This is a genomic window from Streptomyces zaehneri, assembly GCF_032248645.1.
GTDB lineage: Bacteria > Actinomycetota > Actinomycetes > Streptomycetales > Streptomycetaceae > Streptomyces > Streptomyces coriariae.
This window is the reverse complement of the sequence record NZ_JASTTJ010000034.1, coordinates 40,382-66,909: the sequence shown is the minus strand read 5'-3', so window position 1 is coordinate 66,909 and position 26,528 is coordinate 40,382. Positions and strand designations below refer to the sequence as shown.

Genomic DNA, 26,528 nt, shown 5'->3' with positions numbered 1-26,528 from the left:
GCCCCCTACCGGGCCGGACCGGCCCGACCCGGAGCACCGTACGACACGACCGCCCGGCACCGAGCCGGGCGGGCAAGGAGGGATTCCATGCGTACACCCCGCGGCAGACGCGCCTTCGGGCCGCCGCTGCCCAGGCCGTTCGTCCTCGTAGTCGCTGCCGTCCTCGCGGTGTTCGGGCTGTGGGCGGCTTCCGGGGCGGTCCCGGCGGCCGCCGCGCCGACGCAGGCGACCGCGGGCGCCCGGCCCGACTTCCGGCTGCCCTTCGCCTGCGGCGAGACCTGGCAGTTGCAGACGTACCAGGGCCACGCTCCCGACGACAAGAAACTCGACATGTACCGCGTCGGAGGACAGACCCTCGGTGCTTCGGTCGTCGCCTCGGCCGCCGGCACGGTCACCGAGTTCTTCGAACCCGGAGGTCTGGAGATCAATCACGGAGGCGGCTGGTTCTCGGTGTACCTGCACATGGACCGCATCGACGTGCGTCTGGGGCAGCAGGTCTCCTCGGGCACGCCGCTCGGCAGGCTCGGGCTGGTCGGGACCACCTCGGCGCACCTGCACTACGAGCAGCTGTACGACACCAACGGCGACAACGACGGCGAGACGGACGAGATGGTGCACCCGGTGCTCCAGGGCACCGAGTACCGGCTTTCCCCCGCCGGGCCGTTCCCTCAACTCACCAGTACCAACGCCTGCGGCGGCAACCCCGCTCCGGAGCGGTTCTGGGTGGACACCTTCGCCGACGCCCCCGGCTACGCGGCGGTCGACTGCGTCGGCGACACCAGCCCCCGTTGCGCGGTGCAGGGCAAGCTGTTCAAGGGCACCAACTACGTCCTGTGCAAGAAGGCCGGCGACGAGGTGCGCGTGGGGAACTCCTACAACCACTGGTGGCTGCTCACCGACCTCGACCAGGTGGCGCCGGGCGGCTCGGGCCGCGCGTACATCTCCGCGTACTACCTCCAGCGCTGGGGCGATGACGAGGCGAAGGACAACGAGGGACGCGACATCCGGCTGTGCTGACCGACGTCAGCCCGCAGAGGGCCGGGCCGGGCACTCCGCCAGTGCCGGACGATCCTTCGTCCGCACCGCCGGCAGCCAGGCCGTGGTCCGGCCCTCCTCCGCCGTGAGACGCACCCTGTACCACCGCACCGAACGCGTACCCGCCTCGTCGGCGACCGGCATCCCTTGGGGGAGCAGGCAGTCGGCGGTCAGGACGTCACCGTCCCACACCCTGGTCAGTACGACGTTGTCGATGTCGTACGGCAGCAGGGGGTCGATCGCGAGTCCGAGGCTGCACAGGTTGTCCCGCTCGCCGGGCCGGTGACACGACCGCTCTGCGTTGTACACCTTGATGCGCGCGTTCGGCACGATGCTCGGCGTCGCACCGCCTCGCCCGGAGCCGGAGCCGCTGCCGGGTGACCGCTGGTCGTCGTCGTACTGGAGCCACCCGACGGAGCCCACGCCGCCCGCCGCCACGATCAGCGCGGCGGCGGCCAGGATCGTGCGCCTGTTCCGGGCCCCTGGAGGCGCTGCGGACCGCTCCTGCTCGGCCCGGATACGGCCCAGCAGGCTCTCTACGGTGTGCGCGGCACGGTCGGTGTGTGCCGGACTGAGGCAGTCGGCCGCCAGATCGCGCCAGAAGGGCGGCACGCGCAGGTCCATGCGCAGCGGTGCGCGTCCGTCGGCGTACTCCTGGGCCGCGGCTCCGCGGGCCGCGGGCGTGGCCCCGGGGAACGGCGAGGCGCCTCCGGTGAAGACCTGGTGGATCATCACGCCCAGCGCCCAGATGTCGGTGCTCTGCCGCACCTGCACGCCCCGTTCGCCCAGCGACGCCTGCCAGCGTTCCGGCGGCAGGTAGTCGGGGGTGCCCAGGGGCGGGATGTAGGCGTGGGTGCCGGTCAGTTCCACCGAGAGGCCGAAATCCGCCAGCCGTGCCGATCCGTCCGCCATGATCAGGACGTTGTCGGGCTTGAGGTCCCCGTGCACCCAGCCCAGGCCGTGCAGGTGCGCCAGCCCTTCGCAGACCTCGGTGAGCAGCCGTGCTCCCTCTCGCGCCGACAGCGGTACTTCTCCGGACGGGGCGGAGGATCGCGCAGCGGGCGACGAGAGGCCGCCCCGACCGGGGGGAGACGAAGCCTCCAGCCGTTCGCGCAGGCTTTGTCCCGCTCGCTCCATGACGAGCACCACGGCCCCGTCGAAGGCCGAACCGGCGGACTCGCCGAGCGTGATGGAATCGAACAGCCGGATCAGCCGGGGATGCCGGGTGCGCCGACTGAGCTCGGTCTCGCGCCGGGCGGTCTCCACCAGCCCGCGCGCCTGTCGCGGCGCGAGCCCGGCCGTGGGCAGGAACTTGAGGGCGACCTCCGACGGAGCCGACTCCCCGTGCGCGGCCGAGCCGCCCGAGTTCTCGTCATCGCCGTCACCGCCATGCCCGCCGTCACCGCCGCCGTCCGGATCGCCGGCGCGCCTGGCCGCGTACACCGTCCCCCATCCACCAGCCCCGATCAGGCCGGTGACCTCCCACTCACCGACCCGGTAGCCGCGTGGAACGACCTCCATGGATCCGCTGCTCACCCTCCCGCCACCCCCGTCCGGTGGAGCGACGATCTTCTCGACGGCAGGAGTGCCAGGTGCTCCTCGCGCACGAGCCCAAAACGCAGGGCGAGTCCCGCCACCGCGTCCCGCTTGCCGTTGCGTCGCGCGCCCTGACCCGGTCCGGCCGTCGCAGGGGCCGTGATCCGCAGCTTTTCGTCCGCCAGATAGTCGATGTGGGAGCTGACCGCGCGGTTGGTCAGCCGCTCGCAGCCCGGCTGGTTCCGCAGCCGCTCCACGATCTGGGGCGTGGTCGCCACCGCCACCGTGGACTCGTCGCGCAGCCGCGGCTCGCACAGCGCGACCAGGACGAGGAAGTACGTGGAGGTCTCGTCCAGGGAGAAGCCGGCGAGTGTCCCGGTACCCGTCAGGCCCGCCGTGCCGCTCGCGCCGAGGTACACGTGGTCGGGGGCGAACACCTGGAAACTCACGGCGGAACCGCGGGTGGGCAGGACGACACGTGCGAACTCGAAGGGCACGGGGGCTCCGGCCCTGCGGGGTGGGACCCTGAAGTACTCTCCCGCCCCTTCGGGGTTCTCCACCAGATAGGTCTGGTTGGTACTGAGGTTGCTCAACTGCCAGTGGTCCTCCGTCACCCGGATCTCTCCGGCGAGCCGGGATACCGCTGGATTCGCCATCCGCAGATCGACGGGGACGGACGCGGAGCCGCGCCCGAAGCGGGCCACGTCCCCCGGACCGAGCCGAAGACTCACCGGCTCCGACGCGGTCGTGATCTCCGCGCTCCCGTCCGCCGGCAGGTGAACCAGTAAGCCGCTCATGGTCTCCTTCTCCTCCTCGAAATCATGGCGCCACCGTCCCCGTCCGGACGGTGTTCACGAGCTGTGGGGTTCGGCCCGGCAGGCGCGGGGCTCGGGTGAGAGCTCAGTGGTCGCCGGGTCGAGGTTGCGGGGCGGCCGAAGGCGCTCAGCCCGCTCCGGCCCCTGAGAGTCGACGGCGGCGGTACCGGTTCCCGGCCGTTGGCGTGCTCGGCGGAGTCGGGCCGGAAGGGTGAGACCACCGCTGCCGCGAGGCCATCCGGGGAGTGGGAGTGCGCGCCGTCGGCGCGTCCCGTAAGCAGGCGGGGGATGTGCCATCGGCTCGGGGTCCGGCAGTGCGGTCCGGCCGGGCGTCCGGTCCGGCCGGGCGTCCGGGACGTACGGGGAGCGGGCGCAGGCCCGGAACTCGCGGTGCGCGGCAGAGCAGGTGTCAGACCCTGCCCGCGCGCGGTGTGCGCCGTGTGTCCTTCCGGGTGAGGATCGAGCCCACGGATCGGCATCGGTGCTGCGGCGGCATACTGGTGTCGGTCAAGGTCCGTCCCCCGTCTGATTCCCTGCAACGAGCGAGTGCGGCAGTGCCCGGCGCGAGGCCGGGAGGGTCAGTTCCGGCGACCGGGGCAGCGCTCAGAACACTCACACGGCGGCACCCTTGTTGTCATGGGATTCAGGCATGCGGAATCCCATCGTGTCGATAAGGTAATCCTCATGAGTGAGGAAAGAGGGCAACTGTCATAGCCGCCAGGGGAACCGACAGGCCGGCGGAACCGAGCGTTCACCAGCTGCGCCTGTTCGTGGTACTCAGCGAGGAGCTCCATTTCGGGCGCGCCGCCACCCGTCTGTTCATCACGCAGTCCGCACTCAGCCAGCAGATCCGGGACCTGGAACAACGCCTGGGTGTACGGCTGTTCGAGCGCACGAGCCGTGCGGTCGCTCTCACCGCCGCCGGACGGGCCCTGCTCCCCGAGGCGCGAGCAGCCGTCGACGCCATTGCCCGGGTCCGCAGGATCGCCGACGCCCAGGCACGCCAGATTTCGGTCCAGCTCGTCGTGGGAACCATCGGGGCCGAGGCTGCCATGCCGCACACCCGCGCCGTCCTGCGCACCCTGCTGGACCGGCACCCGGGGATGACACTGCAGGTCGTCAACCTCAACTTCGCCGACCACCTCGCCGCTCTCGTCCGGCAGGAGGTCGACGTGATGTTCCTGCGGCCCCCCGTTCCGGACGGCATAGAGGTGCGTCATCTCGCCACCGAGCCCCGCGTGGCCTGCCTTCCCGCCGGCGATCCGCTGGCCACCCTGCCCAGCGCCACCCTGGCGCAGTTCGCCGGCCGGCCCGTCGTCACCATGCCCGAGAAGGTGCCGCGGGTGTGGTGGGACTTCTGGGCGGTGGACCCGCGCCCCGACGGCAGCCCCGTGCGGTACGGGCCGGTGGTCACCGACATGGAGTCCCTGCTGCACGCCGTGGCCGGCGGAGAGGCGATGTGCTTCCTCCCGGCAGCCGCACGCGACTTGTTCCCCCGCCCCGGCATCCGCTACATCGACGTCACCGATCTCACGCCCTGCAGTGCCGCCCTGGCCTGGCTCGCCGATCGACGCGACGAACCCGGCATCGCCGCCATACGGAAGGCAGCCCGCGCCGCTCTCTGAGGGCCGGGGGAGCGCGACGACCCGAACTCCTTCGAGTCGGTCCTGACCTTCACGCCGGACGGCGCGGCGACCAGGATCGTGACGCGCACGGTGTTCCCCACCAAAGTTACTCGGACTCCTCCTGCGGTAGAGCGCGGCTGTTGATCGCGTCGGCTATGGCGTAGGCGGTGCGGACGAAGGACTCTGTCTGCTGCGCCGACAGGTTCCGCGCGGAGGTCTCCTCCAGTGCCCGCCACATGGCTGCCAGGGGCTCGCGCATGGCACGGCCCTTGTCGGTGAGGTGGACCACCATGACGCGTCGGTCGTGTTCGGCCGGCTCGCGCAGGAGCAGGCCGGCGTCTTGCATGCGGCGTAGGGACTTGGAGACGGTGGAGTGGTCCAGGCCGACGCTTTCGAGCAGCTCGGACTGGGTCTGGCCGTCCCGGTCGAGGAGTTGCATGAGGAGCAGTTCCTGTCCGGGATGCAGGTCCATCTCGCGGAGCATGGCGCCGGCGCGGGCGCGATGAGCGCGCGCGAGCTGGAAGATCGCGTAGCTCACCGGTCCCTCGCCGGCCGTAGTGGGGTTGCGGGGTGTCTGGGCGGGCATAGTGCGGTTCCTCAGCCGGTATGGGTTGGGTAGTCGGTGTAGCCGGCCACTCCGCCGCCGTAGAAGGTCGTCGGGTCGGGGGTGTTCAGCGGCGCGTCCGAGCGTAGCCGCTCCACCAGGTCCGGGTTGGCGAGCGCGAGGGCGCCCACGGAGACGAGGTCGGCCGTGCCGTGGTCGATGTCCTTGGCGCGGGTGGGCAGGTCGGTCCCGGCCCGGTTGAGGATCAGCGTGGTCGGCCACAGCGCGCGCAGGGTGCCCAGCAGCTCCTCGTCGCCCGCGTGCATCACGTGGAGGTAGGCGAGGCCGAGCGGGCTGAGGGCGCGCAGGAGAGCCGGATACAGCTCGGCGGTGTCGGACTCGGCGATGTCGTTGTAGGGGTTGCCGGGGGAGATGCGCAGGCCGGTGCGGTCGGCGCCGATCTCGTCGGCCACGGCGGTGGCGACCTCGACGGCGAAGCGGATGCGGTTGTCGAGGGAACCGCCGTAGCGGTCGGTGCGCTGGTTGGTGTTGTCGGACAGGAACTGGTGCACGAGGTAGCCGTTGGCGCCGTGGATCTCCACGCCGTCGGCGCCCGCCGCGACGGCAGCCGCCGCGGCGCGGCGGAAGTCGTCGACGGTCGCCGCGACCTCCTGCGTCGACAGAGCACGGGGCACCGGCATCTCCTGGGGCCCGGACGCGGTGAACATCGCTCCCTGCGGCCGGATCGGCGAAGGGGCGACCGGCCGGCGTCCGTGGGGGGTGTTGTCGGGGTGGGCGATGCGTCCGGTGTGCATCAGCTGGATGACGATCCGGCCGTCGGCCTCGTGCACGGCGTCGGTGACCTTGCGCCACCCGGCGATCTGCTCGTCATTGTGGATGCCGGGGGTGAGGAGGTAGCCCTGCCCGTCGGCGGAGGGCTGGGTTCCCTCGGTGATGATGAGCGCGTGCGAGGCCCGCTGGGCGTAGTACTCGGCGTTCAGCTCGGTCGGTACGCCTTCGGGTGTGGAGCGGTCACGGGTCATGGGGGCCATGACCAGGCGGTGCGGCAGGGAGATGTCACCGACGGTGGTCGGTGTCCACAGGGAATTCAGCATGCGACGTCCTTCGGTGCGGCGATGGCCGGGTGGTCATCGCCGAGGTCGGGTGTGGTGGGTGCGGTGGCTGGGCGTGATCAGCCGAGGGTGAGAACGAGCTTGCCCCGGACATGCCCGGCGTCGCTGACCTGCTGGGCCGTGGCGGCCTCGGCGAGCGGGTAGGCGGTGACGGTGGTGACGAGCTTGCCGGTCGCGGCATCGTGCGCCAGGGCGGTCAGACGGGTGGCCGAGCGGTCCTGGCCGCCGCTGGAGAAGGTGATGCCGAGCTGGTGCGCGCGGAGGTCGGCGATGGTGACGATGCGCTCGGTGCCGCCGCGCAGGGTGATGGAGTCCTCCAGGGCCCCCTTCCCGGCCAGGTCGAACACCGCGTCCACGCCGTCGGGGGCGAGCGCCCGGACCCGCTCGACCAGGCCCTCGCCGTAGAGGGTCGCGGTGGCGCCGAGCGAGGTGAGGTAGTCCTGGTTGGCGGGGCCGGCGGTGGCGATGACACGCGCTCCGCGGGCCGTGGCGAGTTGGACCGCCAGGGTGCCGACCGCTCCGGCCGCGCCGTGCATCAGCACGGTCTCCCCGGCGGTGACGCCCAGCAGGTCCAGGACCCGCTCGGCCGTCTCGCCCGCCACCGGCAGCGCGACCGCGTGCTGCCAGTCGAGGCCGGCGGGCTTGAGTGCCACGGTGGTGGCCAGCGCGTACTCGGCGTACGAGCCGGTGTCCGACCAGCCCAGCACCTCGTCACCGACCTGCACGTCGTCGACGCCCTCGCCCAGAGCGTCCACCACGCCGGCGAGCTCGTGACCGGGGACGGAGGGGAGCGGCGTGGGGAACACGGCCTCCAGTGCCCCGGAGCGGATCTTGCCGTCCAGCGCGTTCAGCCCGGCCGCCCTGACGCGGACGCGGATCTGCCCGGGGCCGGGCCGCGGGACCTCGATGTCCGCCTCGCGCAGCACTTCCGTGCCTCCGAAACGGTCGAACAGGATGGCTTTCATGACGACTCCTCTCGCGTCGCACCCATTTAGGTGGCTAGACACATAACCAACGTAACAGCAAACATGTGGCTAGCCAAGTATTTGCTGTCGTTCGGGCCGCGCAAGATCGGTTGCGGTCGTGCGCCGGTCTCCTGAAGGCGGCGGACGCAGCGGGAGACGCCCGCCGGAGCGCGTCTCCCGCCACGCCTGCTGCGCCCACGGGGTCGGTCGGGCGGCGCTTCAGGTGTTGGGCCTGGGGGACGAGCCGGGTGTTGCGGGTGGGTGCCGACGAAGTCGGCCCGGAATGCCGCGCTCCCATTCTTCGGTGCCCCGTGAGCACTTGGACGGCCAGAGTCGAATTCTCGGGGTCTTCGGGGTGAATAAGGCAGTCGGAGATCAGTGACTCGTATGCCGGGCCGCCCGCTCGGCTGCCGCGTCCGGCGGACGGTAGAGGATGCGGCCCGCTCGGCCCTCGGAAATGGCTTGAGCGATCTCCCGGACCTCCGGCCGCCGGATGAGTGCCCTTCTTCGCCCGCGCCATCAGTTGCCGTACGTATTCGTCATGCATCGCTGCCACGCTCCACTTCCCTGCCAGGCAGGTGAACTGCTCGGAAAAGTCCGGCATTCCTCTGGCACCCCAGGGTTGTGATGAGGAGTTCCCTCTCGACGGCTCGGGTCTTCGGATGTGCCGGCCCATTGTCGATGCCATCGGATATTCGCCCACAAGCGGAATGGAGTCGACCGTTCCGAGGCCGACCCCACCGCCTTCTTGTCGACGGTGGAGCGACCCGGATCCACCGCGTCGCATCCCGCGCCGGCCATGGACACCCAGTCGCAGGCCGTCGGAGCGATCTCTCCAGCGCCGCGCCCCGACGGTCCCGTGATGGCCCCTGGTCGGTGACCGGGTCGTCATCGCGGGCGCCGGCGCGTTGTGGGTCCGGTATCGGCGGGTTCACTCAGGAAGCCCTTGTCGGCCGTCCGGTTCCAAAACTCCGCGTACTGAAACGACAACGCCGACGCCGACGCCGGCTTCGCCTTTTACCTCGCCCGCCAACACGAACGCCGCTACCGAGTCACCGACCTGTCGGCACGGCTACGGCCTCACGGCTTGACCTGCGTTCCTCACCCGCGATGAGCTACGCCCCTTGCTCATTGCGCAGTCGGAGTGCGTTTCCGGTCCTGGTGGCCCGTCGAGGCTTTCTGGAGAGCCGCTAGAGAAGGGCGGCAGGCGGATTCGATCGGCGCGGTCGTGTGCTCCGATCTCCTCTAGTGTGGCACCCGCGTTTCGTCGTCCGCTTTCCTGAATGGTGCGGGGCACGCAAAGGAAAAGGAGCACATGAGGAATGTCGAATTCACGCAGGAGCTTCACTGAATCCATGCTTGCGGTATCGGCCTGTGTCGTCGCCGTACCCCTTGCGGTCGCGGGGCCTGCCGGCGCTGCCACGACCGGAGCCGAAGCCGCTTCCGAGACGACGATCGAGGTAGTCGCCTCCGGACTGAAGAACCCTCGCGACGTCACCGCGTTGGCAGACGGCAGCCTGCTCGTGGCCGAGTCGGGTGAGGGTCTGCCGGGCTGCCCCGTCGGTCAGGTGTGCCTGGGCAAGACCGGCTCCATCTACAAGGTCAAGGGCTCATGGCAGGGCCGTGTGGTCACCGGTCTGACGTCCTACGGTCCGGGCGCCGAGCCCGGGGCCGCCGTCCAGGGCATCGGCCCGGCAAGTGTCCTGCCCGACCCGAACGGTGGCTATCTCGTTCTGAACTCGGGCCAGCTCAACAACGACAGCCGCGCCGCGCTCGGCCCGGACGCCAAGACGCTGGGCACGCTCATGCGGACCCGCGACGGCTCGATCGTCGCGGATTACGTCGACCACGAGTCGCGGCTGAACCCCGATGGCCGCGAGGTCTACTCCAACCCGTGGAAGATCCTGCGCAGCGGCGGCGGCTACCTGGTCGCCGACGCGGGGGCCAACACCGTGCTGCGCACGGCGGGCGGCACCACGTCCACCCAGTTCGTGTTGCCGACGAACGAGAACGATCGCGACGGGGTGCCCACCGGCATCGCCCGGGCTGCCGACGGCACGACCTACGTCGCCGGCCTCGGCGTCTACGCGGGCCAGTCGCGGATCTACAAGGTCGGCCCCGACGGTCCCGAGCTCTGGGTCACCGGGCTGACCAACGTGGTGGACCTCGCCGTCGCACCGAACGGCGACCTGATCGCTCTGACGTACACCCCGGGCTACGTCGGGGACCCGCCGCAGCCGAGCAAGGTGCTGAAGATAGACACCGCCACCAAGGCGGTCACCGAGATCCCGACCGGCGACAGGCTGATCATGGGCACGGGGCTCGACGTCAACCGGGCCGGTCAGATCTTCATCGTCAACAACGCGCGAGGAACCACCGGCGAACTGCTGAGCCTGACCTACTGACCCGCTCCACGGCGTGCCGGTACGACTCTCTCCTTCGCCCCCGACGTGCGTACGCCCATGATGACGGCCCCCCGGTGTGACCCACACCGGGGGGCCGTTCACGCATCCCGGCGTTTCCCACGAGATCGACCAAGCCGCCCGCTTCCAGAGCAACAACCCCCGACACCGGGCGGACGCCCGGCCCACACCGGGCTGATGTCGAGCGGGATGGCGCTCGTTGCCGAAGCAGGTTTCGAACCGGACGCTGAGAATCCCGGCGGCGGGATGACCGCCCAGGCGTCGACCCCTCTGCCCAGCGGCCGCTCCCTGGTGAAGAGGGCAGCCGCGCCCGCTTGTCGGCACGGTGGCTGTCACGAGTTGCATTCCCGGTCCGGTCGACCGGTCCTGGGCCTGTGCGGAGACGGGGTGCGACCACCGTTGATCATCGTGAGTGGTGTGGACCGACGATGAGACGGTGGCCGACGATCACAGCCCGATCCCGCCCGACGACGGGACGGTTCGGGTGGTCACGGCTCGGGGTGGGCGTCGACGAGTTCGGGCTCCAGCCCGTCGCTCACCTCGGCGTGGCCCCGGCCGATGTCGGCGCGCCAGGCCTCGAAAGCCCAGGCGGTGAGGGCGACGACGGCCAGGCCCAGCAGCCAGCCGCCCACCACGTCGCTGAACCAGTGCACGCCGAGCGCGACCCGAGTGAAGCCGACTCCGAGCACCGACAGGACGGCGGCGCACCAGCACAGGGGCCGCCAGGCGCGCGGCACCAGCGGCAGCAGGACCAGCAGCAGGACGGCGAACGAGGTGGTGGCCGTCATCGCGTGACCCGACGGGAAGGAGAATCCCGGAGCGTGCGCCACCGGATCCTCCAGGGACGGCCTGGCCCGCTCGACCACCGTCTTGACCAGCAGTCCGATCAGCCCGCCGGCCACGGCCGTCACGGCGGACCACGCGGCCAGCCGCCAGGCCCTGCGGTACACCAGCCAAAGGGTCAGCAGCGCGACGGCTGTCCGCAGGACGGCCGGGTCCCAGACCCAGTCGGACAGGAAGCGCAGGAAGCTGGTCCACGCCGGGTGTGTCACGGCCGTGTGGTGCAGTCGCTGGGCGGTGCCCGCGTCCAGGCGGCGCAGCGGCTGCCACTGGCCCTCCACGAGGACGAGCAACAGCGCGAAGGGCACGGCGGCGACGGCGGCGACGGCGGCCGCCGCGAACAGCCGGACGCCGAATCTGCGGTCGGCCGCCCGGCGACGACGGTCTCGGAGGTTCTGGACCGCGGCTCGCACAACCATTTCAGACTCCAGGATCGGGTTCGATCGGGCCGGCCCGCAGGGCCCGCGCTGCCTCCAGCTGCGCGGCGAACGCCAACCCGAGGAAAAGGGCGATGGAGGTCAGATAGGCCCACAGCAGCAGTGACATGAAGGCGCTGAGCGGCCCGTAGACCGTGTCGAAGGAGCCGCTGATCCCCAGATACAGGCTCAGCAGCCAGGTCAGCGTCGTCCACAGCACCAGGTACACGGCGGCGCCGAAGGCCAGCCAGGTGTACCCGGGTTGTCGGCGGCGGGGCGCTCGGCGGAAGATCACGCTGGCCGAGATGAGCGCGAGCAGCAGACCGAAGGGCCAGCGCAGTATCTCCCAGGCGCTCTGGGCGCCGCCGTCGAGCCGGTAGACGGTCACCGCCGCGGACGCCAGGTCGCCGCCGGCCACCATGACGATGAACCCCAGTCCGAGCGGCAGCCCGGCACTGACGGACATCACCAGACCGCGCAGGTACTTCTGCCCGAAGGGGCGGTCGCGCTCGTTCCCGTAGATCCGGTTGGCGCCGCGCTCCACCTGGCACATCGCGGTGGTGGTGTTGACCAGTGAGAAGAGCAGACCGAACCAGAGCGCGACCTGCGCGCCGTCGCCCGCCGTGCGCCGGCTGCGATTCAGCGCGTCGTCGACCACGTCGGCGCTGGGACCCTCGGCGATCCGGTGGATCGTCAGCTCGGCGAGCCGACCGATGTTCTCGGTGTGCAGCGTGGTGGAGAGCCCGACGAACGCGATGGTCAGCGGGATCACCGACAGGACCGTCTGCAGGGCGAGCGCGCGGGAATGGGTGAAGCCGTCGGCGTACCGGAAACGGACGAAGGAGTCGCGCAGCAGGGCCCAGCGGCCGTAGCGGCGCAGTGACGCCAGCGCTTCGTCGGCGGACAGTTCGTCGCCGGTCATGTCACGGGTCTCGGGGACTTTGGTCGCGGTACCCATGTCACGCACCTCCAGCGGGCAGCAGCACCGTCAGCGCGCCCGGCCTGACCTCGGCGGTGAGCCGGCGGCCCGGTGCCACGGGATCGCCGTCGAGCTCCCGGGACTGCGTGGAGTCGAAGGTCAGTCGGGCCCGGCGGAATGTGAAGAACTCCACCGGTACGCCGCTGCCGTCGTCGTCCCGCGTGGTGACGGTGTCCACGGCTGACGGCCGGGGCGCGTGTGCACCACCGCGAAGCAGCGTCGCCAGCGCACGTAGCCAGCCGCCGACGCCGCGCGGGTCGAGGACCAGCAGATCGAGCCTGCCGTCGTCGGGGCGGGCGGCCGGCAGGAGCGTCGTCCCGCCCTGCACGGTCCCGACGTTGCCGATGAGGACCATGCGGGCCGTGCGGCGCAGGGCGGGCGCGTCGTCGAGGCGGACGGTCAGACCCATCCGCGGTGTGCGCAGTGTGCCGATTGCGGCCAGTACATAGGCGGGCCAGCCCAGGACGGACTTGGCGCGGTCGTCGGTGTGCTCCATGATCTCGGCGTCGAGACCGACCCCGGACATGGCGGCGAAGTGGGTGGCGGTGAGGCCGTCACCCTCGATTCGGCCGAGGTCGAGTCGGTGCGGCGCGCCCGACAGGGCGGCGTCGAGCGCGTCGATGGGGGACAGCGGCAGGCCGAGGTTGCGGGCCAGCAGATTGCCCGTGCCGCAGGGCACGATGGCCATCGGTACGCCGCTGTCGGCCAGGGCGTCCGCGGCCGCCCGCAGGGTTCCGTCACCACCGCAGACCACGACCAGCCGGGCGCCGTCGCGGACCGCGCCGGCCGTCTGACCCGTGCCCGGATCCTCCGCAGTGGTCTCGATGAACACCGGTGCGCGGTGACCGTGTCCTTCCAGCACCCCCCGCAGTGCCTCGCGGTCGGCTTCGCCGGTCACCGTGGGGTTGAAGATCACGGCAGTCCGGCCCGGGCCCGGTGCGCCCGGGCTCGTCCCCGCGCTCGCCGAGGACGGGGTGGGGCTCGCCCCGGCCGGAGCGGTCACGGTCCCGTCGGTGAACAGGGCACGGCCGACGATCAGCAGGGACAGGCTGCCGTTGACCAGCCCGCCCACCACGTCCGTGGGGTGGTGCATGCCCCGGTAGAGGCGGGCGACGGCCACCAGCACCGGTATGAGAAGCAGCAGGGCGCCCACGATCCGCCGCCACGGCCCGCGGAGCCGGGACAGCGCGAGCACCGCCAGTCCGCCGTAGAGCGCGGTGGCCGCCCCGGTGTGGCCGGACGTGTAGCTGGAGGTCGGCGGGGAGGCGTCGAGGCGGTGCACATCGGGGCGGTGGCGGTCCACCGACTCGGTGATGACCAGGAACACCAGCGACTGGAGTGACACCGCGACGGCGAGGAAGGCCGCCTGACGCCACATCGGCAGACGGGGGATCAGGATCAGGCCCGCGCACGCGAGGACGGTGACGGCGATCACCGTGAGGGTGTTGCCTGCCTCCGAACCGAGCAACGACAGGGTGGTCAAGGTGCCGGTCCGGGCGTTTTCGAAGCCCTCGTTGACGTCGTCCTCGACCGTCATCGGCCACAGCCCACGGGCGGGCCCGGTGATGAGCAGCCCGATTCCCACCATCAGCGCGCCCTGGCAGACCGTCAGCGCCGCGATACGCGCGGCGGTCCGGCCGATGCCTCGGGGCAGCGGGAAAGAGCGGCCGGTCCGGGAGGCTCCTGGTCTCCCACCGGGCAGCTCGGCCGGTCTGTGCGGTGCGGCGGTCGGCATCTCAGGTCTCCCACGGGTCGGCGCGATACGGCGGTGCATCGGCCACGAAATCGCGGCCGATGCACCGCCGTCTGCCCCCGATGTCACCGCGCAGACCAGCCGATGGGTTACTCGACTTCGATTCGGTCCCTGCCGCTGTGGCTGTTGATCCCGGTTCGCCCTCCCTTGTGATCATGCTGGAGGGGGCCGGTGCGGACCTTGCGGTGTCCGCACCCCCTGCGGAAGCCGTTGCCGCTGCCGCCCGCTCCCGCCATGGGCCGAACGGTCCCAGCGCCGCGGCTCGCCGGCTGTTTCACGTACGCGGGCGGCCCTGGTCGTCCCGCGTTGTCCTGGCGCTGCGTGTCCCGTCGACCGACACTGCGCGAAGCAGTCGTCGATGTGGGCCCGAGGCTGCTGGACGGCGGATGTCCTCCCGGCTTCGGTTGGTTCCGCATGGTGATTCACCGGACACCGCGCCGCCGAGGACGCTGCGTGGTGGGGTCGACCGGGGCGTGTCGGCGGACTCGGAAGCGGTGCGGGCACACCGCCGCACCGCCGCGCGAGGAGGCGCAGACCGCACCCTGTCCCGCCATGGACGCCCGGGCGCCGCGCCGCGTCTCGCATCGACCGTGTGGGGCAGTGGATCACACCGGCAGACTTTTCGGTAACGTGAGGTCATGAGCCATCCGCACCCAGAACTCAAGACCGCCCCGCCGCTGCCCGAAGGTGGGCTGAGGGTCACCGCCCTGGGCGGCCTGGGCGAAATCGGTCGCAACATGACGGTCTTCGAACATGCCGGCAAGCTGCTGATCGTGGACTGCGGTGTGCTGTTCCCAGAGGAGAACCAGCCCGGGGTGGACGTGATTCTGCCCGACTTCACCTCGATCCGGGACCGCCTGGACGACATCGTGGCCGTCGTGCTCACCCACGGCCATGAGGACCACATCGGGGGCGTGCCCTATCTGCTGCGGGAGCGGAGGGACATCCCCGTCGTGGGCTCGAAGCTCACCCTCGCGTTCCTCGAGGCCAAGCTCAAGGAGCACGGGATCCGGCCCCGCACGGTGCGCGTGCGCGAGGGCGATCGGCGCCGTTTCGGCCCGTTCGACTGCGAGTTCGTGGCCGTCAACCACTCCATCCCGGACGGGCTCGCGGTGGCCTTGCGGACCGCGGCCGGCCTGGTGCTGCACACCGGCGACTTCAAGATGGACCAGTTCCCCCTGGACGACCGGATCACCGACCTGCGCGCCTTCGCCCGCCTCGGCGAGGAGGGCGTGGACCTGTTCCTCACCGACTCGACCAACGCCGAGGTCCCCGGCTTCACCACCTCCGAACGCGAACTGAACCCCGCGATCGAACAGGTGATCCGTACCGCGCCACGCCGGGTCATCGTCTCCAGCTTCGCCAGCCACGTGCACCGCATCCAGCAGGTCCTGGACGCCGCCCACCAGCACGGCCGCAAGGTGGCCTTCGTGGGGCGCTCGATGGTCCGCAACATGGGCATCGCCCGAGACCTGGGCTACCTCAAGGTCCCGTCCGGCCTGGTCGTGAACGCCAAGGAACTGGAGAAGCTGCCGGACCACCGGATCACCCTGGTGTGTACGGGATCTCAGGGTGAGCCGATGGCCGCCCTGTCGCGGATGGCCAACCGCGACCACGCGATCCGCATCGGCAAGGGCGACACCGTCCTGCTCGCCAGCTCCCTCATCCCCGGCAACGAGAACGCCATCTACCGGGTGATCAACGGCCTGACCCGGTGGGGCGCCAACGTCGTCCACAAGGGCAACGCCAAGGTGCACGTCTCCGGTCACGCCAGCGCCGGTGAACTCGTCTACTGCTACAACATCGTCCGGCCCCGCAACGTCATGCCCGTCCACGGCGAGTTCCGCCACCTGCGGGCCAACGCCGACCTCGCCATCCGCACCGGCGTCGACCCCGACCGGGTCGTCATCGCGGAGGACGGTGTCGTCGTGGACCTCGTCGACGGCCGCGCCTCCATCACCGGCAAGGTGCCCGCCGGAAACGTCTACGTGGACGGCATGGAAGTCGGCGGCGCGACCGAGGCATCTCTCAAGGACCGGGTCACCCTCGCCCAGGAGGGCGTCATCACCGTCGTGGCCATCGTCGACGCCGACACCGGCGCCCTCGCCGAGGCCCCCGACTTCCTGGCCCGCGGCTTCGTCCACGACGACACGACCTTCGAGCCGGTCATCCCCGTCATCGAGAAAACGCTGGCCAACGCCGCACAGGAGGGCGTCGGTGACGCGCACCAGCTCGAACAGCTCGTCGCCCGAGCCGTGGCCAACTGGGCCTTCCGCACGCACCGTCGCAGGCCGCTGATCATCCCCGTCATCATCGACGCCTGACCGGTCGGCCGCCCCGGCTCCCCGCTGCCACGCCTGGGTGGATCCGTCGCCACTCCGGCGACGGCGCCCTGCATTTACGCACGTCAGAAAGGTCAACGGATGGGCCTGCGCTTCGAGGAGATCGACTGGCAGCCGACCCCGATCGGCGAGATCAGTCTGCGGCGCCGGCGCCACCCGGTCTCGGGGGAGGACGTGTACGAGGTGAAGCTCGGCGACGAGTTCCTGATGTCCAGCCTCTTCACCGCCGGCGAGATCGCGCTCACGGAACTCGGACTGGCCGAGCTTGCGAACACCGGACGGCAGGAACTGGACGTAGCCGTCGGCGGACTCGGGCTCGGCTACACCGCCCGGACCGCCCTGGACGACCCTCGGGTGCGCTCGCTGACCGTGATCGAAGCGCTCGCCGAAGTCATCGACTGGCACCAACGGCACCTGGTACCCCTCGGAGCCGAGCTGACCTCGGACGCCCGCTGCCGTCTGGCGCACGGCGACTTCTTCGCGCTGGCCGCCGACCCCCGCGGCCTGGACCCCGAGGCCCCGGGCCGCCGCTTCCACGCCGTCCTGCTGGACGTCGACCACTCACCACGCCATGTGCTCCACCCGCGCCACGCGGCCCTGTACCAGCCCGCCGGGCTCCGTGCCCTTGCCGGACACCTCCACCCCGGCGGGGTGTTCGCCCTGTGGTCGAACGACCCGCCCGACGAGCGGTTCACCGCCACGCTCACGGAGGTCTTCGCGCAAGCGGCGGCCCACGTCGTCGACTTCGACAACCCCCTGCAGGGCGGTACCTCGACCAACACCGTCTACGTGGCCCGCACCGTACCGGGCACATCGTAGGGCGAAGGCCGCGCGGCCTCCGCCGACCAGGGCGCCCACTGCGCGCACGTCACCTGCCGGCCGCAGACCCGCAACGCGACCGACCTGGTCGCGAGGGTGTGCGACCAGCTGCTTCCCACACGAGGACGGGCGGGACGACCTGCCGCTCCTCGCCCGCCGGACGCCCAGGGCGACGCGGCCCTCGCCTTGGACGACGCCGCTGCCTCTGGTCGCGCGCAGGGGTGACGGCCCGTCGAAGAGTGTCCCGATCCACGCCTTAGACGTCGCGGGGTGCGCGGATGCCGCGATGCTGCCGGCGGTCGTGGCGGAGAGGGGCCTGCGGACCGTGGAGAAGCATCGACTACGAGCCCTCGGTCACCCCCATTGCCGACCGCAACACACCTCGCTATGTTAATCGAGAATCACATTCGTGCGACAAGGTGTGTCATACATGGGCCACGCAACTGACCTGTATGTCAAGGAATCTGGCACCACCTGACCCTCTCAGGGAAGCAGGTAAGTCAATGACGAATCTCAGCCGACGAAAAGCTCTGTCGCTCGGCGTGGCGCTCGGCCTCGCGGGCGTGGCGAACCCCGGGCAGGCGTGGGCGTCGACGGGCTCGGTGGCTGGAGCCGCCGCGGGGACCGGTCCGGCATGGATCTGGGACGACGCGGCCGACCCTCTGATGGCTTCGATGCTCGACCACGGCCACGTGCCGACGATCAACACCGCATGGGCGTCGTGGGTGAACAACAACGACCCATTGCCCACGGGCGTGCCGGCCGAATTCGCCGCATACCTGCGGCAGGTCAACCGGCTGCCCTCCTGGGCCGACCCCGCCAAGCTGGCCCGCGCCGCCGACTTCAACCGGCGCAGGGACACGTACCTGTTCATGCTGTACGGCCTCGGCAGCGGGATCATGAGCACCGTGATTCCGCGAGAGGCCAAGAGCGTCTACTGGTCCGCGGGCGGCGCCGACATGCAGGACCGCGCGGCCAAGACGTTCACGTTCGGCTACGACCTGTCCCAGCTGGGAGCCTTCGAGCCGACGGGACAGTTCGTCGTCACCGCCAACAAGACCCGCGTGGTGCACGCCGCGGTCCGTCACCTGCTGCCGCAGTCGCCGCACTGGCGGGCGGTCGCCGACGAGACCATCCCGATCAGCGCCGCCGACATCCTGGTCACCTTCCACAGCCTGGGCACCTACGTATACCGGAAGCTGCTCGACTGGAGGATCCCGTTCCCGGCGGCGGACCAGGAGGCGTTCCTGCACTCGTGGCAGGTGGCCGTCCACCTGCTCGGTGTGCCCGACGAACACATTCCCCAGACATGGGCGGCCGCCGAGAAGCAGTCGGCGCAGGTGCTCACCCCCATACTCACCCCGTCGACCGAGGGCATCGCACTGGCCGAGGATCTGCTCGGCCTGACAGCACAGATCGACCTCGGCGTCACGCGCGGGTTCCTGAACGAGTTCGTGCGCTACGTCCTCAGCGACGAGGTCGGAGACTGGTTGGGACTGAAACGCGACTACGTGTCGGCGGCCCTGGTCCGCACCGCGTGGCCGGCCTTCATCCTGTTCCGCGAGGGGTTGTCACCCGTGATGCCCGGCACCTTCTACATGTTCGACCAGTTCGTGCGCGCCCTGGGCATGCTGTTCCTCAACAAGGGCTCCTCGGGAACCACCACCCCCGTCACGATCCCCACCGGAAACAGGGCGGGCTGAGCCGTCGACCCGATCTCACCGCCCCGCGGCAGACGGGCCGGGGGCGGCGGTGACTCTCGTACGAGGCGGCCCCTCGATCAAGTGCCGGGAGCACACTTCTCCGCACGACGCCTCGCCGCCGCTGGGTTCCGGCCGCCCGCTCAGAGACCCAGAGCACCCAAGACCAGAGCGGTCACCGCCTCACGATGGTCAGGGCTGTCCTGCCACCGCAGTCTGCGTCCCGCCTCGACCACCACGCCGAACCCCGCATGCACCAGCACCCGGGCCTGGCGTGGGTCCAGCTCCGGACGGGCCAGCCGCAACTGCTGCTCCCAGACGGCGATGTGCTCCCGCTGCGCGAGGACCACGGGGCGCCGCAGTCCGGCCGGGAGGCCGGCGAGCTCGGCCTCGGCAACGCTGTTGAGCTCGGTGTACTCAAAGCTGTAGGCCACATGCGTCGCTGCCAGCGCGACGACGGCGTCGTGCGGGCCGACCACCTCCCGCAGACTCTGCTCCACCCCCTGCGCCAGCAGTCCCGCCGCCTGAAGGCACGCTGCCGCCAGGATGTCGATCTTGCCGGGGTAATGGCGGTAGAGCGCGGACGGGGTCAGTCCCACCGCCTCCGCGATCTGACCGTTCGTGACGCTGGAGAATCCGTCCCGAGCGAACAGCGGCACGGAGGCCGCGAGGATCTCCGCGCGTCGCGTGCGCGGCACCGGCCGAGCGGGCAGCTCGACGGGGCGCGCGCCCGGACGGCGCGCCCCGGGATCGCTCGCGGCCACGCCCAGCGCGGACGCCAGCAGCAGCTCCTCGGCCCGGCGCCCGGCGATGGAGGTGCGATGCATCGTGATGGACCCGATCGCACCGAGGGCCGCCATGGCCCGCAGGCGCTCGTCAGGCAGTGGGTGCTCGCGCTGTACCGCCTCGTCGACCCGCTCGACGAGGCGACCGAACTTCGCCGCGAGACGCCGACGGTCGTCGCGGTTGAGGTACCGGGCCTCCCATCGGTACACGCCGCCCGACGCGCGATGAGCGACGGTGATCCGGGTGATGGCGGTGAGCACGTCCAGCAGGGTCGCCCCGGACGGCACCTCGTCGAGCGCGGCGACCAGTCCGTCCACCATGACATCGGCGCACTCGGAGAACAGGGCGTACTTGTTCGGGAAGTGCCGGTACAGAGCGGCCGCGGAGATCCCCACGCAGGCGGCGACTTCCTCCATCGACGCCGTGTGGTAGCCGCGCTCGCTGAAGACCTGCCCGGCCGCCTCGACGATGAGCTGCTTGCGGTTACGCGGCCGAGCGGCCGCGGCCGAACGGGTGGATGGGGAGGCGGAGGCCATGCGGACGAGTCAACCACACGCCGTCAGGAGGCCGGGCTCCCGCGGCGCGAACCGCACAGGGCCAGGCTCCAGGATCACGTCCCAGGTGGTTCCGGTCTTGTGACGTGAACGGCTCGTGCCGGCGGTGGGCGCGGCAGGCGACTGCCGGCATCGCGCCGAAGACGCCTCGTCCGCCACCGCTGTTCCGGGTGTCCAAGCGGCCGGTCAGGCGAAGGTGAGCACCGGCTTGACGACATTGCCGTCCCCCATGGCGGCCACGGCCGCGCCGATGTCCTCGAACGGGAACGTGGTGACCAACCTGCCGAGCGGAAAGAGGCCACGCCTGTGCGGGCCGATCAGCTCGGGGATGAGAAACCCATGACCAGTTCACGCCATCGACCTTCCCGGCCGCGACGCCAGGTGAGGTCGCGCGAACACATCGGCGGACGGACCGGAGGATCCGGTCCGTCCGCCGACAGGGACGAACGACGGCGTCAGACCGTCAGTTGAGCGTCCACTTCTGATTGGTGCCGCTGTTGCACGTCCACAGGTCGATCTTGGTCCCGTTGGCCGTTCCGTTGCTGACTGCGTCGAGGCAGAGACCGGACTGGTTGTTGGTGATGGTGCCGTTGGAGTTGACGGTCCACTTCTGGTTGGCACCGCCGGTGCAGTCCCAGATGATGACCTTCGTGCCGTTGGCGGTGCCGCTGTTGTCGGCGTCGAGACACTTGTTGCCGTAGGCCACGAGCTCGCCGCGCGACGTGGACGTGAAGGTCTGGTTGTGGCCGCCGACGCAGTCCCAGAAGGTGAGCTGGGTGCCGTTGGTGATCGAATTCCTGGCGATGTCGAGGCAGCGGCTGGAGCCCGCCCCGATGATCGCGTTGCCGTTGGTGCCCGCGATGCCCTGAAGGAGGACGGCGTCGAGATTGGGCGACCAGGCGCCGCTGTTGGAGAACTTCATGGTGTTGGAGCCCTTGGCCATGCCGACCAGCACGGAGACGGTGCCGGGAGTGGTCCATGAGCCGGTCGGCGGGAACGAGACCACTGTGGGCTGCTGGCCGTTGACCTGGAGCGTCGCCTTACGAGCGGTGCTGTCGCCGTTCACGTAGGCGATGGTGGCGACCTTCACGCCGGAGGCCGAGGCGTTGATGTTGTTGAAGGTCAGGGAGTTGGCGGAGCCGTTGCCGATCCAGTCGACCAGCGAGCCGCCCGAGCAGTTGGCGCAGGAGTCGGTCGCGGCGGCACCGGCAAGGGTGTTGGACGAGGACTCCGCTTCGTAGGTGGTGCCCGAGGCCTCGGTGCCGGAGACGGTGAGCAGCACCGCTTCGCCGGCCGGGACGCCTGCGGTGTAGCTCGTCGCGGAGCTGCCCGCGTTCGTCGCTGTCCATACGTCACGCACGGTAGCGGAGGCCGTGGTCAGGCCCAGGTCGGACCAGCGGGCCGTGATGGAAGCGGCGGAGGTGGTGCGGTTGAGCAGCAGCACCGCACGCTTGCCGGTGCCCGAAAGAACCTTGCTGTAGACCTCCAGGCCCTTGGTGTCCTCGGCGACCTTGACACCCTGGAGGCCGCGGGTGTCCTGGTCGATGGCGATGACCTCGGGGTTCTTGAGGATCGACGCGGTGGTGGAGCTCATGGTGCCGAGATTGTTGCCCGCCAGCAGCGGGGCGCCGGAGATCGCCCACAGGCCCATGTGCGTGCGGTTCTGGGCGGCTGTGAAGCCGCTTATGCCGACCATCAGCATGTCCGGGTCGTTGTAGTACCCGGTGTGCTGGGACGAGGGGTGCAGCGTCTTGTCGAAGTTGGCCAGCATGTTGGCCGTGGACGGGCTGTTGCCCCAGAAGAGGATGTCCGTGCTGGTACGCCACATCGGGGCCGTGCCCGCGCCCCAGTTCCAGGGATTGCCGGTGCCCCACTCGCAGAACGACAGGACCAGCTCGTGGCCGGTGATCGCGGTCGCGGCGTCGTTGGCCGCGCTGATCGCCTTGTAGGTGGCCTCTTGGTCCAGGCCCTCGGCATTGCCACCGCACCAGTCGATTTTGACGAAGTCGTAGCCCCACTCCTGGAAGGTCTGCATGTCCTGCTGGTAGTGCCCCTCACTGCCGGTGTGGGGCGCCGCAGGTCTGGTGGTGGGGTAGTAGTAGCCGCAGCCCTGCTTGCCCGCGTCGGTGTAGATGCCCGCCTTCAGGCCCTTGCTGTGGATGTAGTCGGCCATGGCTCGCATGCCGCCGGGGAACAGGCTCTCGTCGGTGACGATCTTGCCGTTGCTGTCGCGGGCTCCCTGCCACCAGCCGTCGTCGATGTTGACGTACTTGTAGCCTGCGGCGGCCATTCCGGACGAGACGAGCGCGTCGGCCTGGGCCTTGATGGTGTTGTGGTCGATGCTGCTGGCGAAGCTGTTCCAGGAGGCCCAGCCCATCGGTGCCGGCGGAACCGCGACCTGGTTGCTGGTCACCGCGACCGCCTCGGTCCGGCCGAGCTCCGCCGACGGTGTCAGGCCGCCGCCCATGGCCACGAAACCGACGAGAGACAGGCTGAGGACCAACGCCTGGACGGCGATACGTCTTGTCCAGTGGATCATGGCGGTTCTCCCTGAAGACACGGAATCAACCCTTCCTGATGCGAATCGACGACACCGGATGCGGACGACTGGGCATGCGCCTGTTTCAGGTGCATGCCAAGTGGTCGAACGGATGGGAAGCTGACGATCGCCTGATGGCGGGTGCCGCCGCCCTCGGGCCCGGTCGGGGCGCACGTGCTCCGCGCACACATGGAGCCGACTCCTCCCTCGTGAGCCGGAAAATGTTACCGTTCACATCCTTCTGCTTCGCAGGCCTCGGCGACAGGAGGCGGAGTGGCGGAGAGGGGGCGGCAGGGTTTACACCAGAAGTGGCAACGAGAAAGTGTCTGACAGTAGGACCCTTGCGCGCCCCGACATCGGGCGTTGACGCGTCAGTGACGCAGGAGGAAGTGTGAACGGTAACATTCGACCTTCGCAATACTCCGCGTGGAACTTGTCGCTTGGCTTCCCGTGCGGCGAGGGCGGTCGGCAAGCGTCCAGGGCGGGCCGACGGTGGTCGCGGGCCGGCGGAAAGGCGCCGGCACGGCTGCGGGTACGGTATGGCCGTCGAGCCCGACTCTGAACGGTGACTCCGTGACCTGGTGGGAGAAGCGGGGAGTGGACTTCCGTGTCTCCTCCAAGCGCGCTGAAGACACCGAGGCCGGCCGGCCGCCCGCTACCCGTTCTCTCGTCCACGCACAGGCTGAAGGTGTTCGACCGAAGGAGCTCGACCCCTTCAGCGGGGTCTGGTTCTGCCGGCAGACCTTGCTTGAAGGAGGCGGCGTACGACGGGAACACCTGGTCCAACGCCGCCGTCATCCCATGGCCAGCACCGACGAGGAGCCATCCCCACCATGCAGGAAGCGACGCCCGCCCCCCGCTCCGGCGGGGAACCCCAGGCCCCGAAGACCGTCAGCATCCGGGACGTCGCCATGGAGGCGGGCGTGTCCCATCAGACCGTCTCCCGGGTCGTCAACGGCCACCCCCGGGTCAAGGACTCGACCCGGGCCCGGGTCCTGGACGTCATCGCCGAGTTGGGCTACACGCCCAACCGGATGGCCAGGGCGCTGGCCGGCGGTGCGGTGCGCTCGGTGACCGTACTGACCTCCGACACCTCCTTGTACGGTGCCTCGGCGACTCTGAAGGGCATCGAGGAGGCGGCGAGAGCGGCCGACTTCGCGGTGGGGATCAGCGTGCTCGACAGCGGCTCGGCCCAGCAGCCCGCGGATGTCGCGGCCCGGGCCAGCCGGCCGGGAGAGGCGGTACTGGTGATCGCCTTCGACGCGGCGGGCGTACGGGCATGGCAGGCACTGCCGCCCGCGTTTCCGGCAGCGGCGGTGGTGGAGCGGCCCGAGGACGGCAGCCCAGGCGACCGGCCCCAGCTCTGGCTGGACGACCGGGCGGCCGCGGCTCAGGCCACCCGCCATCTCATCGGCCTCGGCCACGAGACCGTGCACTACCTGGCGATCCCGTCCTCCACCACCCGCATCGGCCAGCGCACCGAGGGCTGGCGCGATGCCTTGCGGGCGGCCGGCAAGCCCCGGCCGGAACACCTCGACGCGGGCTGGACCCCTCGCTCCGGCTACCTCATCGCCCGCTCGCTGCTGGTCGACCCGTCGGTCACGGCTGTCCTCTGCGGCAACGACGACCTGGCACTCGGCGTACTCCGCGCGGCCAGGGAGGCGGGCCGTGACGTGCCGGGCGACCTGAGCGTGGTGGGCTTCGACGACGCCCCCCATTCCGCCTACGCACACCCCGCCCTGACCACCGTCCGCCTCGACTTCGAAGGCCTGGGCCGGGGCTGCTTCGGTCTGCTCCACCGGCTTCTCGAGCCCGATACCGCCCCGCCCCTGCCCCTGTGGGCCGAGCCGGAGCTGATCGTGCGGGAGAGCAGCGGCCCGGCCCCGATACGGCGTGACCGGTCATACGGCTGAACTCGCCGTCCGGCCGAGTGCCGAAGCGGACCCGGCCGCGGACGCACCCGCCGCCCCAACTCGATCACGACGCGTCGACGAACAGGTCCAGCCTCGAAGTGACCCCCCAGCCGCGCGAGTCATACGGTCGTGTCAGCGATTCCGTCACCTCGGCCGCGGCCGAGGCCGGAGCCAGTGCGATGATCTGCGCGAACCTGCCCATGTCGAGGGACCGGCGCACACCGTGAGCCGGCATCAATCGAATCTCCGGGGTGGCGGGGGAGGAGCGCTTCGCCTTGAGTACGAGGAGGAAACAGTATCGAGGGGCACCGATGAGTTTCGCTGCTCCCAGCCGTCGACCTGTGTGTAAGCGCTCAGAGGCGCAGCAGCCGCTCCGGAAGGGTGAGATACATGAAGTTCATGATCCAGATGAATGTGCCTGCCGCCCAGTGGGACACCATCATGTCGTCGTTCTCCAAGGACGACATGGAGGCCATGTTCGCCCACATGAACTCCCTCAACGAGGACCTCACGTCCGCAGGAGAATGGGTGGACGGGCAAGGCCTCGGAGGCCCTTCGCTGGTCAAGACGGTGCGGGCCGGAAGCGACGGACGGCCGCAGGTGACCGACGGGCCCGCCGAGGCGGGACGCATCCTGGCCGGGTACTGGGTGGTCGACGTCACGAGCGAGGAGCGGGCCCTGGAGATCGCCGCACGAGCATCGGCGTGTCCCGGCCCTGGCGGGAAGCCCGGCAACGACCCGGTCGAGGTGCACGCGATCCCCGAAGATCCGGCGGAGGCCTGAGTCGCCGTCCGTGGCAGCCCGGATGTGGCGTCGCCGGTCGGCCGACCACCCTGGGCTCCACATGCCGCCGCTGTCTTACGCACTGCACACTCCCCTCGGTCACCGACCGTGAGGCCCGCTCACGTCGTTCGCACCGCCTCTTCGTCTTGCGGGGGCCGTCCTGTGTCCTGCCGTCAGCCGATCCTGTCCAACTCGGCGAGTCCCTCGTCGGAGAGCGAGAGTCCCGCGCCGGCGACGTTCTCGCGCAGGTGCGCCACCGACGAGGTGCCGGGAATGAGCAGGATGTCCGGCGACCGCCGCAGCAGCCAGGCCAGGCGTTGGTCGGCGCGGGCTTCGACCGTGTCGGGACCGGAGGGGAGGGTGGGATGATCCAGTCCTCTCCGGTACGCCTGGCGGCGCCACGTCTACCGGATCGCACCGACGAGGAAGACGAAGGATCGATGACGCTGAACGTGGGCCAACGGGTGCGGCTGGCGGCTGACCTCCGGTTGGCCGGGTCGGTGACTCCGGCCGGGGAGTGCCCGGAGGAGACGGCTGCCTTCGCCGCCTCCGTGTCTCTGGCGGCAGGCATCGAGGGCACCGTCGAGCGTGTGGACGAGCATCACCGGCAACAGAGCCACGAGGTGCGTGAGTATCTGCGCCTCAAGTCGCTCCTCGACGACTTCGGCCACCAGATGCCGCCGGAGAGCAGAAAGCAACTGGAGGAGCAGGTGGGGGCCTTGGAGGAGCAGTGGGCCGCCTACCAGCGACAGATGCTCCGCGTCACGGTCCGCGTCCGGCTCGACAACGGATTCGTCCTCGACGACGCCCCCGAGGAGGCTTTCACCTCTGCCTGACCAGGTGTCCCGCCTCCGCGCGCGTGTCCGTCGAACGAGCGTGTATCGGGGGTAGTCAGGGCCGGCGACGGGCTGCTGCGAGGCGGCCGTCGAAGGTGACGCCGACGGTGATGCCGAAGGCGTTCAGCGCGGTCTTCCAGGGCACTTGTGGTGGCTTCCGTTCCGGTCGGGTCCCACGGATCGAGTCTCGAC

General features: G+C 70.3%; 20 protein-coding genes and 2 pseudogenes. 9 read left to right on the top strand and 13 right to left on the bottom strand.

The annotated features are described in order from the left end of the window. Positions 1 to 87: 87 nt before the first annotated feature. Positions 88 to 1,017, top strand: a complete 930-nt coding sequence (locus QQM72_RS37470) for a M23 family metallopeptidase (protein ID WP_314225250.1) — start codon at positions 88 to 90, stop codon at positions 1,015 to 1,017. Between the two features lie 6 nt (positions 1,018 to 1,023). Here the strand turns inward: QQM72_RS37470 and QQM72_RS37465 are convergent, their stop codons facing one another. Both QQM72_RS37465 and QQM72_RS37460 read right to left on the bottom strand, forming a co-directional pair. Then, entirely contained in the window at positions 1,024 to 2,556 is a 1,533-nt protein-coding gene (locus QQM72_RS37465) for a serine/threonine-protein kinase (protein WP_314225249.1), read from the bottom strand. Between the two features lie 11 nt (positions 2,557 to 2,567). Next, complete coding sequence (locus tag QQM72_RS37460; protein ID WP_314225248.1) at positions 2,568 to 3,368, bottom strand: FHA domain-containing protein; 801 nt, start codon at positions 3,366 to 3,368, stop codon at positions 2,568 to 2,570. 728 nt (positions 3,369 to 4,096) lie between these two features. On the opposite strand from QQM72_RS37460, the gene QQM72_RS37455 reads away from it, so the two are divergent. Then, positions 4,097 to 5,011 carry a LysR family transcriptional regulator gene (locus QQM72_RS37455; protein WP_314225270.1) on the top strand — a complete coding sequence of 305 codons (915 nt, stop codon included), beginning with the start codon at positions 4,097 to 4,099 and terminating at the stop codon, positions 5,009 to 5,011. A 106-nt stretch (positions 5,012 to 5,117) separates the two neighbouring features. On the opposite strand, the gene QQM72_RS37450 is transcribed toward QQM72_RS37455, so the two are convergent. The 3 genes from QQM72_RS37450 to QQM72_RS37440 form a co-directional block, all read right to left on the bottom strand. Then, positions 5,118 to 5,597: a MarR family winged helix-turn-helix transcriptional regulator gene (locus QQM72_RS37450; RefSeq protein WP_314225247.1), complete on the bottom strand. Its 480-nt coding sequence runs from the start codon at positions 5,595 to 5,597 to the stop codon at positions 5,118 to 5,120. Between the two features lie 11 nt (positions 5,598 to 5,608). After that, a complete protein-coding gene (locus QQM72_RS37445; RefSeq protein ID WP_314225246.1) occupies positions 5,609 to 6,670 on the bottom strand; it encodes an alkene reductase in 1,062 nt (353 codons plus the stop codon). 77 nt (positions 6,671 to 6,747) lie between these two features. Continuing rightward, positions 6,748 to 7,653: an NADP-dependent oxidoreductase gene (locus QQM72_RS37440; protein ID WP_314225245.1), complete on the bottom strand. Its 906-nt coding sequence runs from the start codon at positions 7,651 to 7,653 to the stop codon at positions 6,748 to 6,750. Positions 7,654 to 9,008: 1,355 nt separating this feature from the next. Between QQM72_RS37440 and QQM72_RS37435 the strand changes: the two genes are divergently transcribed. Beyond that, the gene (locus QQM72_RS37435; protein ID WP_314225244.1) at positions 9,009 to 10,058 is read left to right on the top strand and encodes a ScyD/ScyE family protein; all 1,050 of its coding nucleotides are present in this window, start codon (positions 9,009 to 9,011) and stop codon (positions 10,056 to 10,058) included. Positions 10,059 to 10,564: 506 nt separating this feature from the next. On the opposite strand, the gene QQM72_RS37430 is transcribed toward QQM72_RS37435, so the two are convergent. The 3 genes from QQM72_RS37430 to QQM72_RS37420 are packed head-to-tail and all read right to left on the bottom strand — an operon-like array spanning position 10,565 to position 14,046. Next, positions 10,565 to 11,335 (bottom strand): phosphatase PAP2 family protein, encoded by a 771-nt coding sequence (locus QQM72_RS37430; protein WP_314225243.1) that lies wholly within the window; start codon positions 11,333 to 11,335, stop codon positions 10,565 to 10,567. Between the two features lies 1 nt (position 11,336). Continuing rightward, positions 11,337 to 12,290, bottom strand: coding sequence for a YihY/virulence factor BrkB family protein (locus QQM72_RS37425; RefSeq protein WP_314225241.1), 954 nt, complete (start codon positions 12,288 to 12,290; stop codon positions 11,337 to 11,339). Position 12,291: 1 nt separating this feature from the next. Further along, positions 12,292 to 14,046, bottom strand: a complete 1,755-nt coding sequence (locus QQM72_RS37420) for a diacylglycerol kinase family protein (protein WP_314225240.1) — start codon at positions 14,044 to 14,046, stop codon at positions 12,292 to 12,294. A 656-nt stretch (positions 14,047 to 14,702) separates the two neighbouring features. On the opposite strand from QQM72_RS37420, the gene QQM72_RS37415 reads away from it, so the two are divergent. The 3 genes from QQM72_RS37415 to QQM72_RS37405 all read left to right on the top strand — a co-directional run bounded on the left by QQM72_RS37415 (position 14,703) and on the right by QQM72_RS37405 (position 18,928). Then, complete coding sequence (locus QQM72_RS37415) at positions 14,703 to 16,388, top strand: ribonuclease J (protein WP_314225239.1); 1,686 nt, start codon at positions 14,703 to 14,705, stop codon at positions 16,386 to 16,388. A gap of 99 nt (positions 16,389 to 16,487) precedes the next feature. Further along, a complete protein-coding gene (locus tag QQM72_RS37410; protein WP_314225238.1) occupies positions 16,488 to 17,225 on the top strand; it encodes a polyamine aminopropyltransferase in 738 nt (245 codons plus the stop codon). Between the two features lie 503 nt (positions 17,226 to 17,728). Next, positions 17,729 to 18,928, top strand: a complete 1,200-nt coding sequence (locus QQM72_RS37405) for an oxygenase MpaB family protein (protein ID WP_314225237.1) — start codon at positions 17,729 to 17,731, stop codon at positions 18,926 to 18,928. A 140-nt stretch (positions 18,929 to 19,068) separates the two neighbouring features. Here the strand turns inward: QQM72_RS37405 and QQM72_RS37400 are convergent, their stop codons facing one another. The 3 genes and pseudogenes from QQM72_RS37400 to QQM72_RS37390 all read right to left on the bottom strand — a co-directional run bounded on the left by QQM72_RS37400 (position 19,069) and on the right by QQM72_RS37390 (position 22,804). Next, positions 19,069 to 20,247, bottom strand: a complete 1,179-nt coding sequence (locus QQM72_RS37400) for a TetR/AcrR family transcriptional regulator (protein ID WP_314225236.1) — start codon at positions 20,245 to 20,247, stop codon at positions 19,069 to 19,071. Between the two features lie 204 nt (positions 20,248 to 20,451). Next, a pseudogene (locus QQM72_RS37395) lies at positions 20,452 to 20,604 on the bottom strand (NAD(P)-dependent alcohol dehydrogenase); the annotation flags it as partial. Positions 20,605 to 20,728: 124 nt separating this feature from the next. Continuing rightward, a complete protein-coding gene (locus QQM72_RS37390; protein ID WP_314225235.1) occupies positions 20,729 to 22,804 on the bottom strand; it encodes an RICIN domain-containing protein in 2,076 nt (691 codons plus the stop codon). Between the two features lie 833 nt (positions 22,805 to 23,637). On the opposite strand from QQM72_RS37390, the gene QQM72_RS37385 reads away from it, so the two are divergent. Then, positions 23,638 to 24,717 (top strand): LacI family DNA-binding transcriptional regulator, encoded by a 1,080-nt coding sequence (locus QQM72_RS37385; protein ID WP_314225234.1) that lies wholly within the window; start codon positions 23,638 to 23,640, stop codon positions 24,715 to 24,717. 64 nt (positions 24,718 to 24,781) lie between these two features. Here the strand turns inward: QQM72_RS37385 and QQM72_RS37380 are convergent, their stop codons facing one another. Then, entirely contained in the window at positions 24,782 to 24,952 is a 171-nt protein-coding gene (locus QQM72_RS37380) for a hypothetical protein (protein ID WP_314225233.1), read from the bottom strand. Positions 24,953 to 25,107: 155 nt separating this feature from the next. Between QQM72_RS37380 and QQM72_RS37375 the strand changes: the two genes are divergently transcribed. Beyond that, complete coding sequence (locus QQM72_RS37375; RefSeq protein ID WP_314225232.1) at positions 25,108 to 25,500, top strand: YciI family protein; 393 nt, start codon at positions 25,108 to 25,110, stop codon at positions 25,498 to 25,500. A gap of 173 nt (positions 25,501 to 25,673) precedes the next feature. Here QQM72_RS37375 and QQM72_RS37370 read toward each other — a convergent pair. Continuing rightward, positions 25,674 to 25,814 (bottom strand): annotated as a pseudogene (locus QQM72_RS37370) (aldo/keto reductase); the annotation flags it as partial. Between the two features lie 126 nt (positions 25,815 to 25,940). Here QQM72_RS37370 and QQM72_RS37365 point away from each other — a divergent pair. After that, positions 25,941 to 26,336 (top strand): hypothetical protein, encoded by a 396-nt coding sequence (locus QQM72_RS37365; protein ID WP_314225231.1) that lies wholly within the window; start codon positions 25,941 to 25,943, stop codon positions 26,334 to 26,336. Positions 26,337 to 26,528: the final 192 nt, after the last annotated feature.

Bases quoted from the DNA above. Each gene is read 5' to 3' on its own strand.
- QQM72_RS37470 (WP_314225250.1), top strand. From the start codon at position 88: ATGCGTACACCCCGCGGCAGACGCGCCTTCGGGCCGCCGCTGCCCAGG.
- QQM72_RS37465 (WP_314225249.1), bottom strand. From the start codon at position 2,556: ATGGAGGTCGTTCCACGCGGCTACCGGGTCGGTGAGTGGGAGGTCACC.
- QQM72_RS37460 (WP_314225248.1), bottom strand. From the start codon at position 3,368: ATGAGCGGCTTACTGGTTCACCTGCCGGCGGACGGGAGCGCGGAGATC.
- QQM72_RS37450 (WP_314225247.1), bottom strand. From the start codon at position 5,597: ATGCCCGCCCAGACACCCCGCAACCCCACTACGGCCGGCGAGGGACCG.
- QQM72_RS37445 (WP_314225246.1), bottom strand. From the start codon at position 6,670: ATGCTGAATTCCCTGTGGACACCGACCACCGTCGGTGACATCTCCCTG.
- QQM72_RS37440 (WP_314225245.1), bottom strand. From the start codon at position 7,653: ATGAAAGCCATCCTGTTCGACCGTTTCGGAGGCACGGAAGTGCTGCGC.
- QQM72_RS37435 (WP_314225244.1), top strand. From the start codon at position 9,009: ATGCTTGCGGTATCGGCCTGTGTCGTCGCCGTACCCCTTGCGGTCGCG.
- QQM72_RS37430 (WP_314225243.1), bottom strand. From the start codon at position 11,335: ATGGTTGTGCGAGCCGCGGTCCAGAACCTCCGAGACCGTCGTCGCCGG.
- QQM72_RS37425 (WP_314225241.1), bottom strand. From the start codon at position 12,290: ATGGGTACCGCGACCAAAGTCCCCGAGACCCGTGACATGACCGGCGAC.
- QQM72_RS37420 (WP_314225240.1), bottom strand. From the start codon at position 14,046: ATGCCGACCGCCGCACCGCACAGACCGGCCGAGCTGCCCGGTGGGAGA.
- QQM72_RS37415 (WP_314225239.1), top strand. From the start codon at position 14,703: ATGAGCCATCCGCACCCAGAACTCAAGACCGCCCCGCCGCTGCCCGAA.
- QQM72_RS37410 (WP_314225238.1), top strand. From the start codon at position 16,488: ATGGGCCTGCGCTTCGAGGAGATCGACTGGCAGCCGACCCCGATCGGC.
- QQM72_RS37405 (WP_314225237.1), top strand. From the start codon at position 17,729: ATGACGAATCTCAGCCGACGAAAAGCTCTGTCGCTCGGCGTGGCGCTC.
- QQM72_RS37400 (WP_314225236.1), bottom strand. From the start codon at position 20,247: ATGGCCTCCGCCTCCCCATCCACCCGTTCGGCCGCGGCCGCTCGGCCG.
- QQM72_RS37390 (WP_314225235.1), bottom strand. From the start codon at position 22,804: ATGATCCACTGGACAAGACGTATCGCCGTCCAGGCGTTGGTCCTCAGC.
- QQM72_RS37385 (WP_314225234.1), top strand. From the start codon at position 23,638: ATGCAGGAAGCGACGCCCGCCCCCCGCTCCGGCGGGGAACCCCAGGCC.
- QQM72_RS37380 (WP_314225233.1), bottom strand. From the start codon at position 24,952: ATGCCGGCTCACGGTGTGCGCCGGTCCCTCGACATGGGCAGGTTCGCG.
- QQM72_RS37375 (WP_314225232.1), top strand. From the start codon at position 25,108: ATGAAGTTCATGATCCAGATGAATGTGCCTGCCGCCCAGTGGGACACC.
- QQM72_RS37365 (WP_314225231.1), top strand. From the start codon at position 25,941: ATGACGCTGAACGTGGGCCAACGGGTGCGGCTGGCGGCTGACCTCCGG.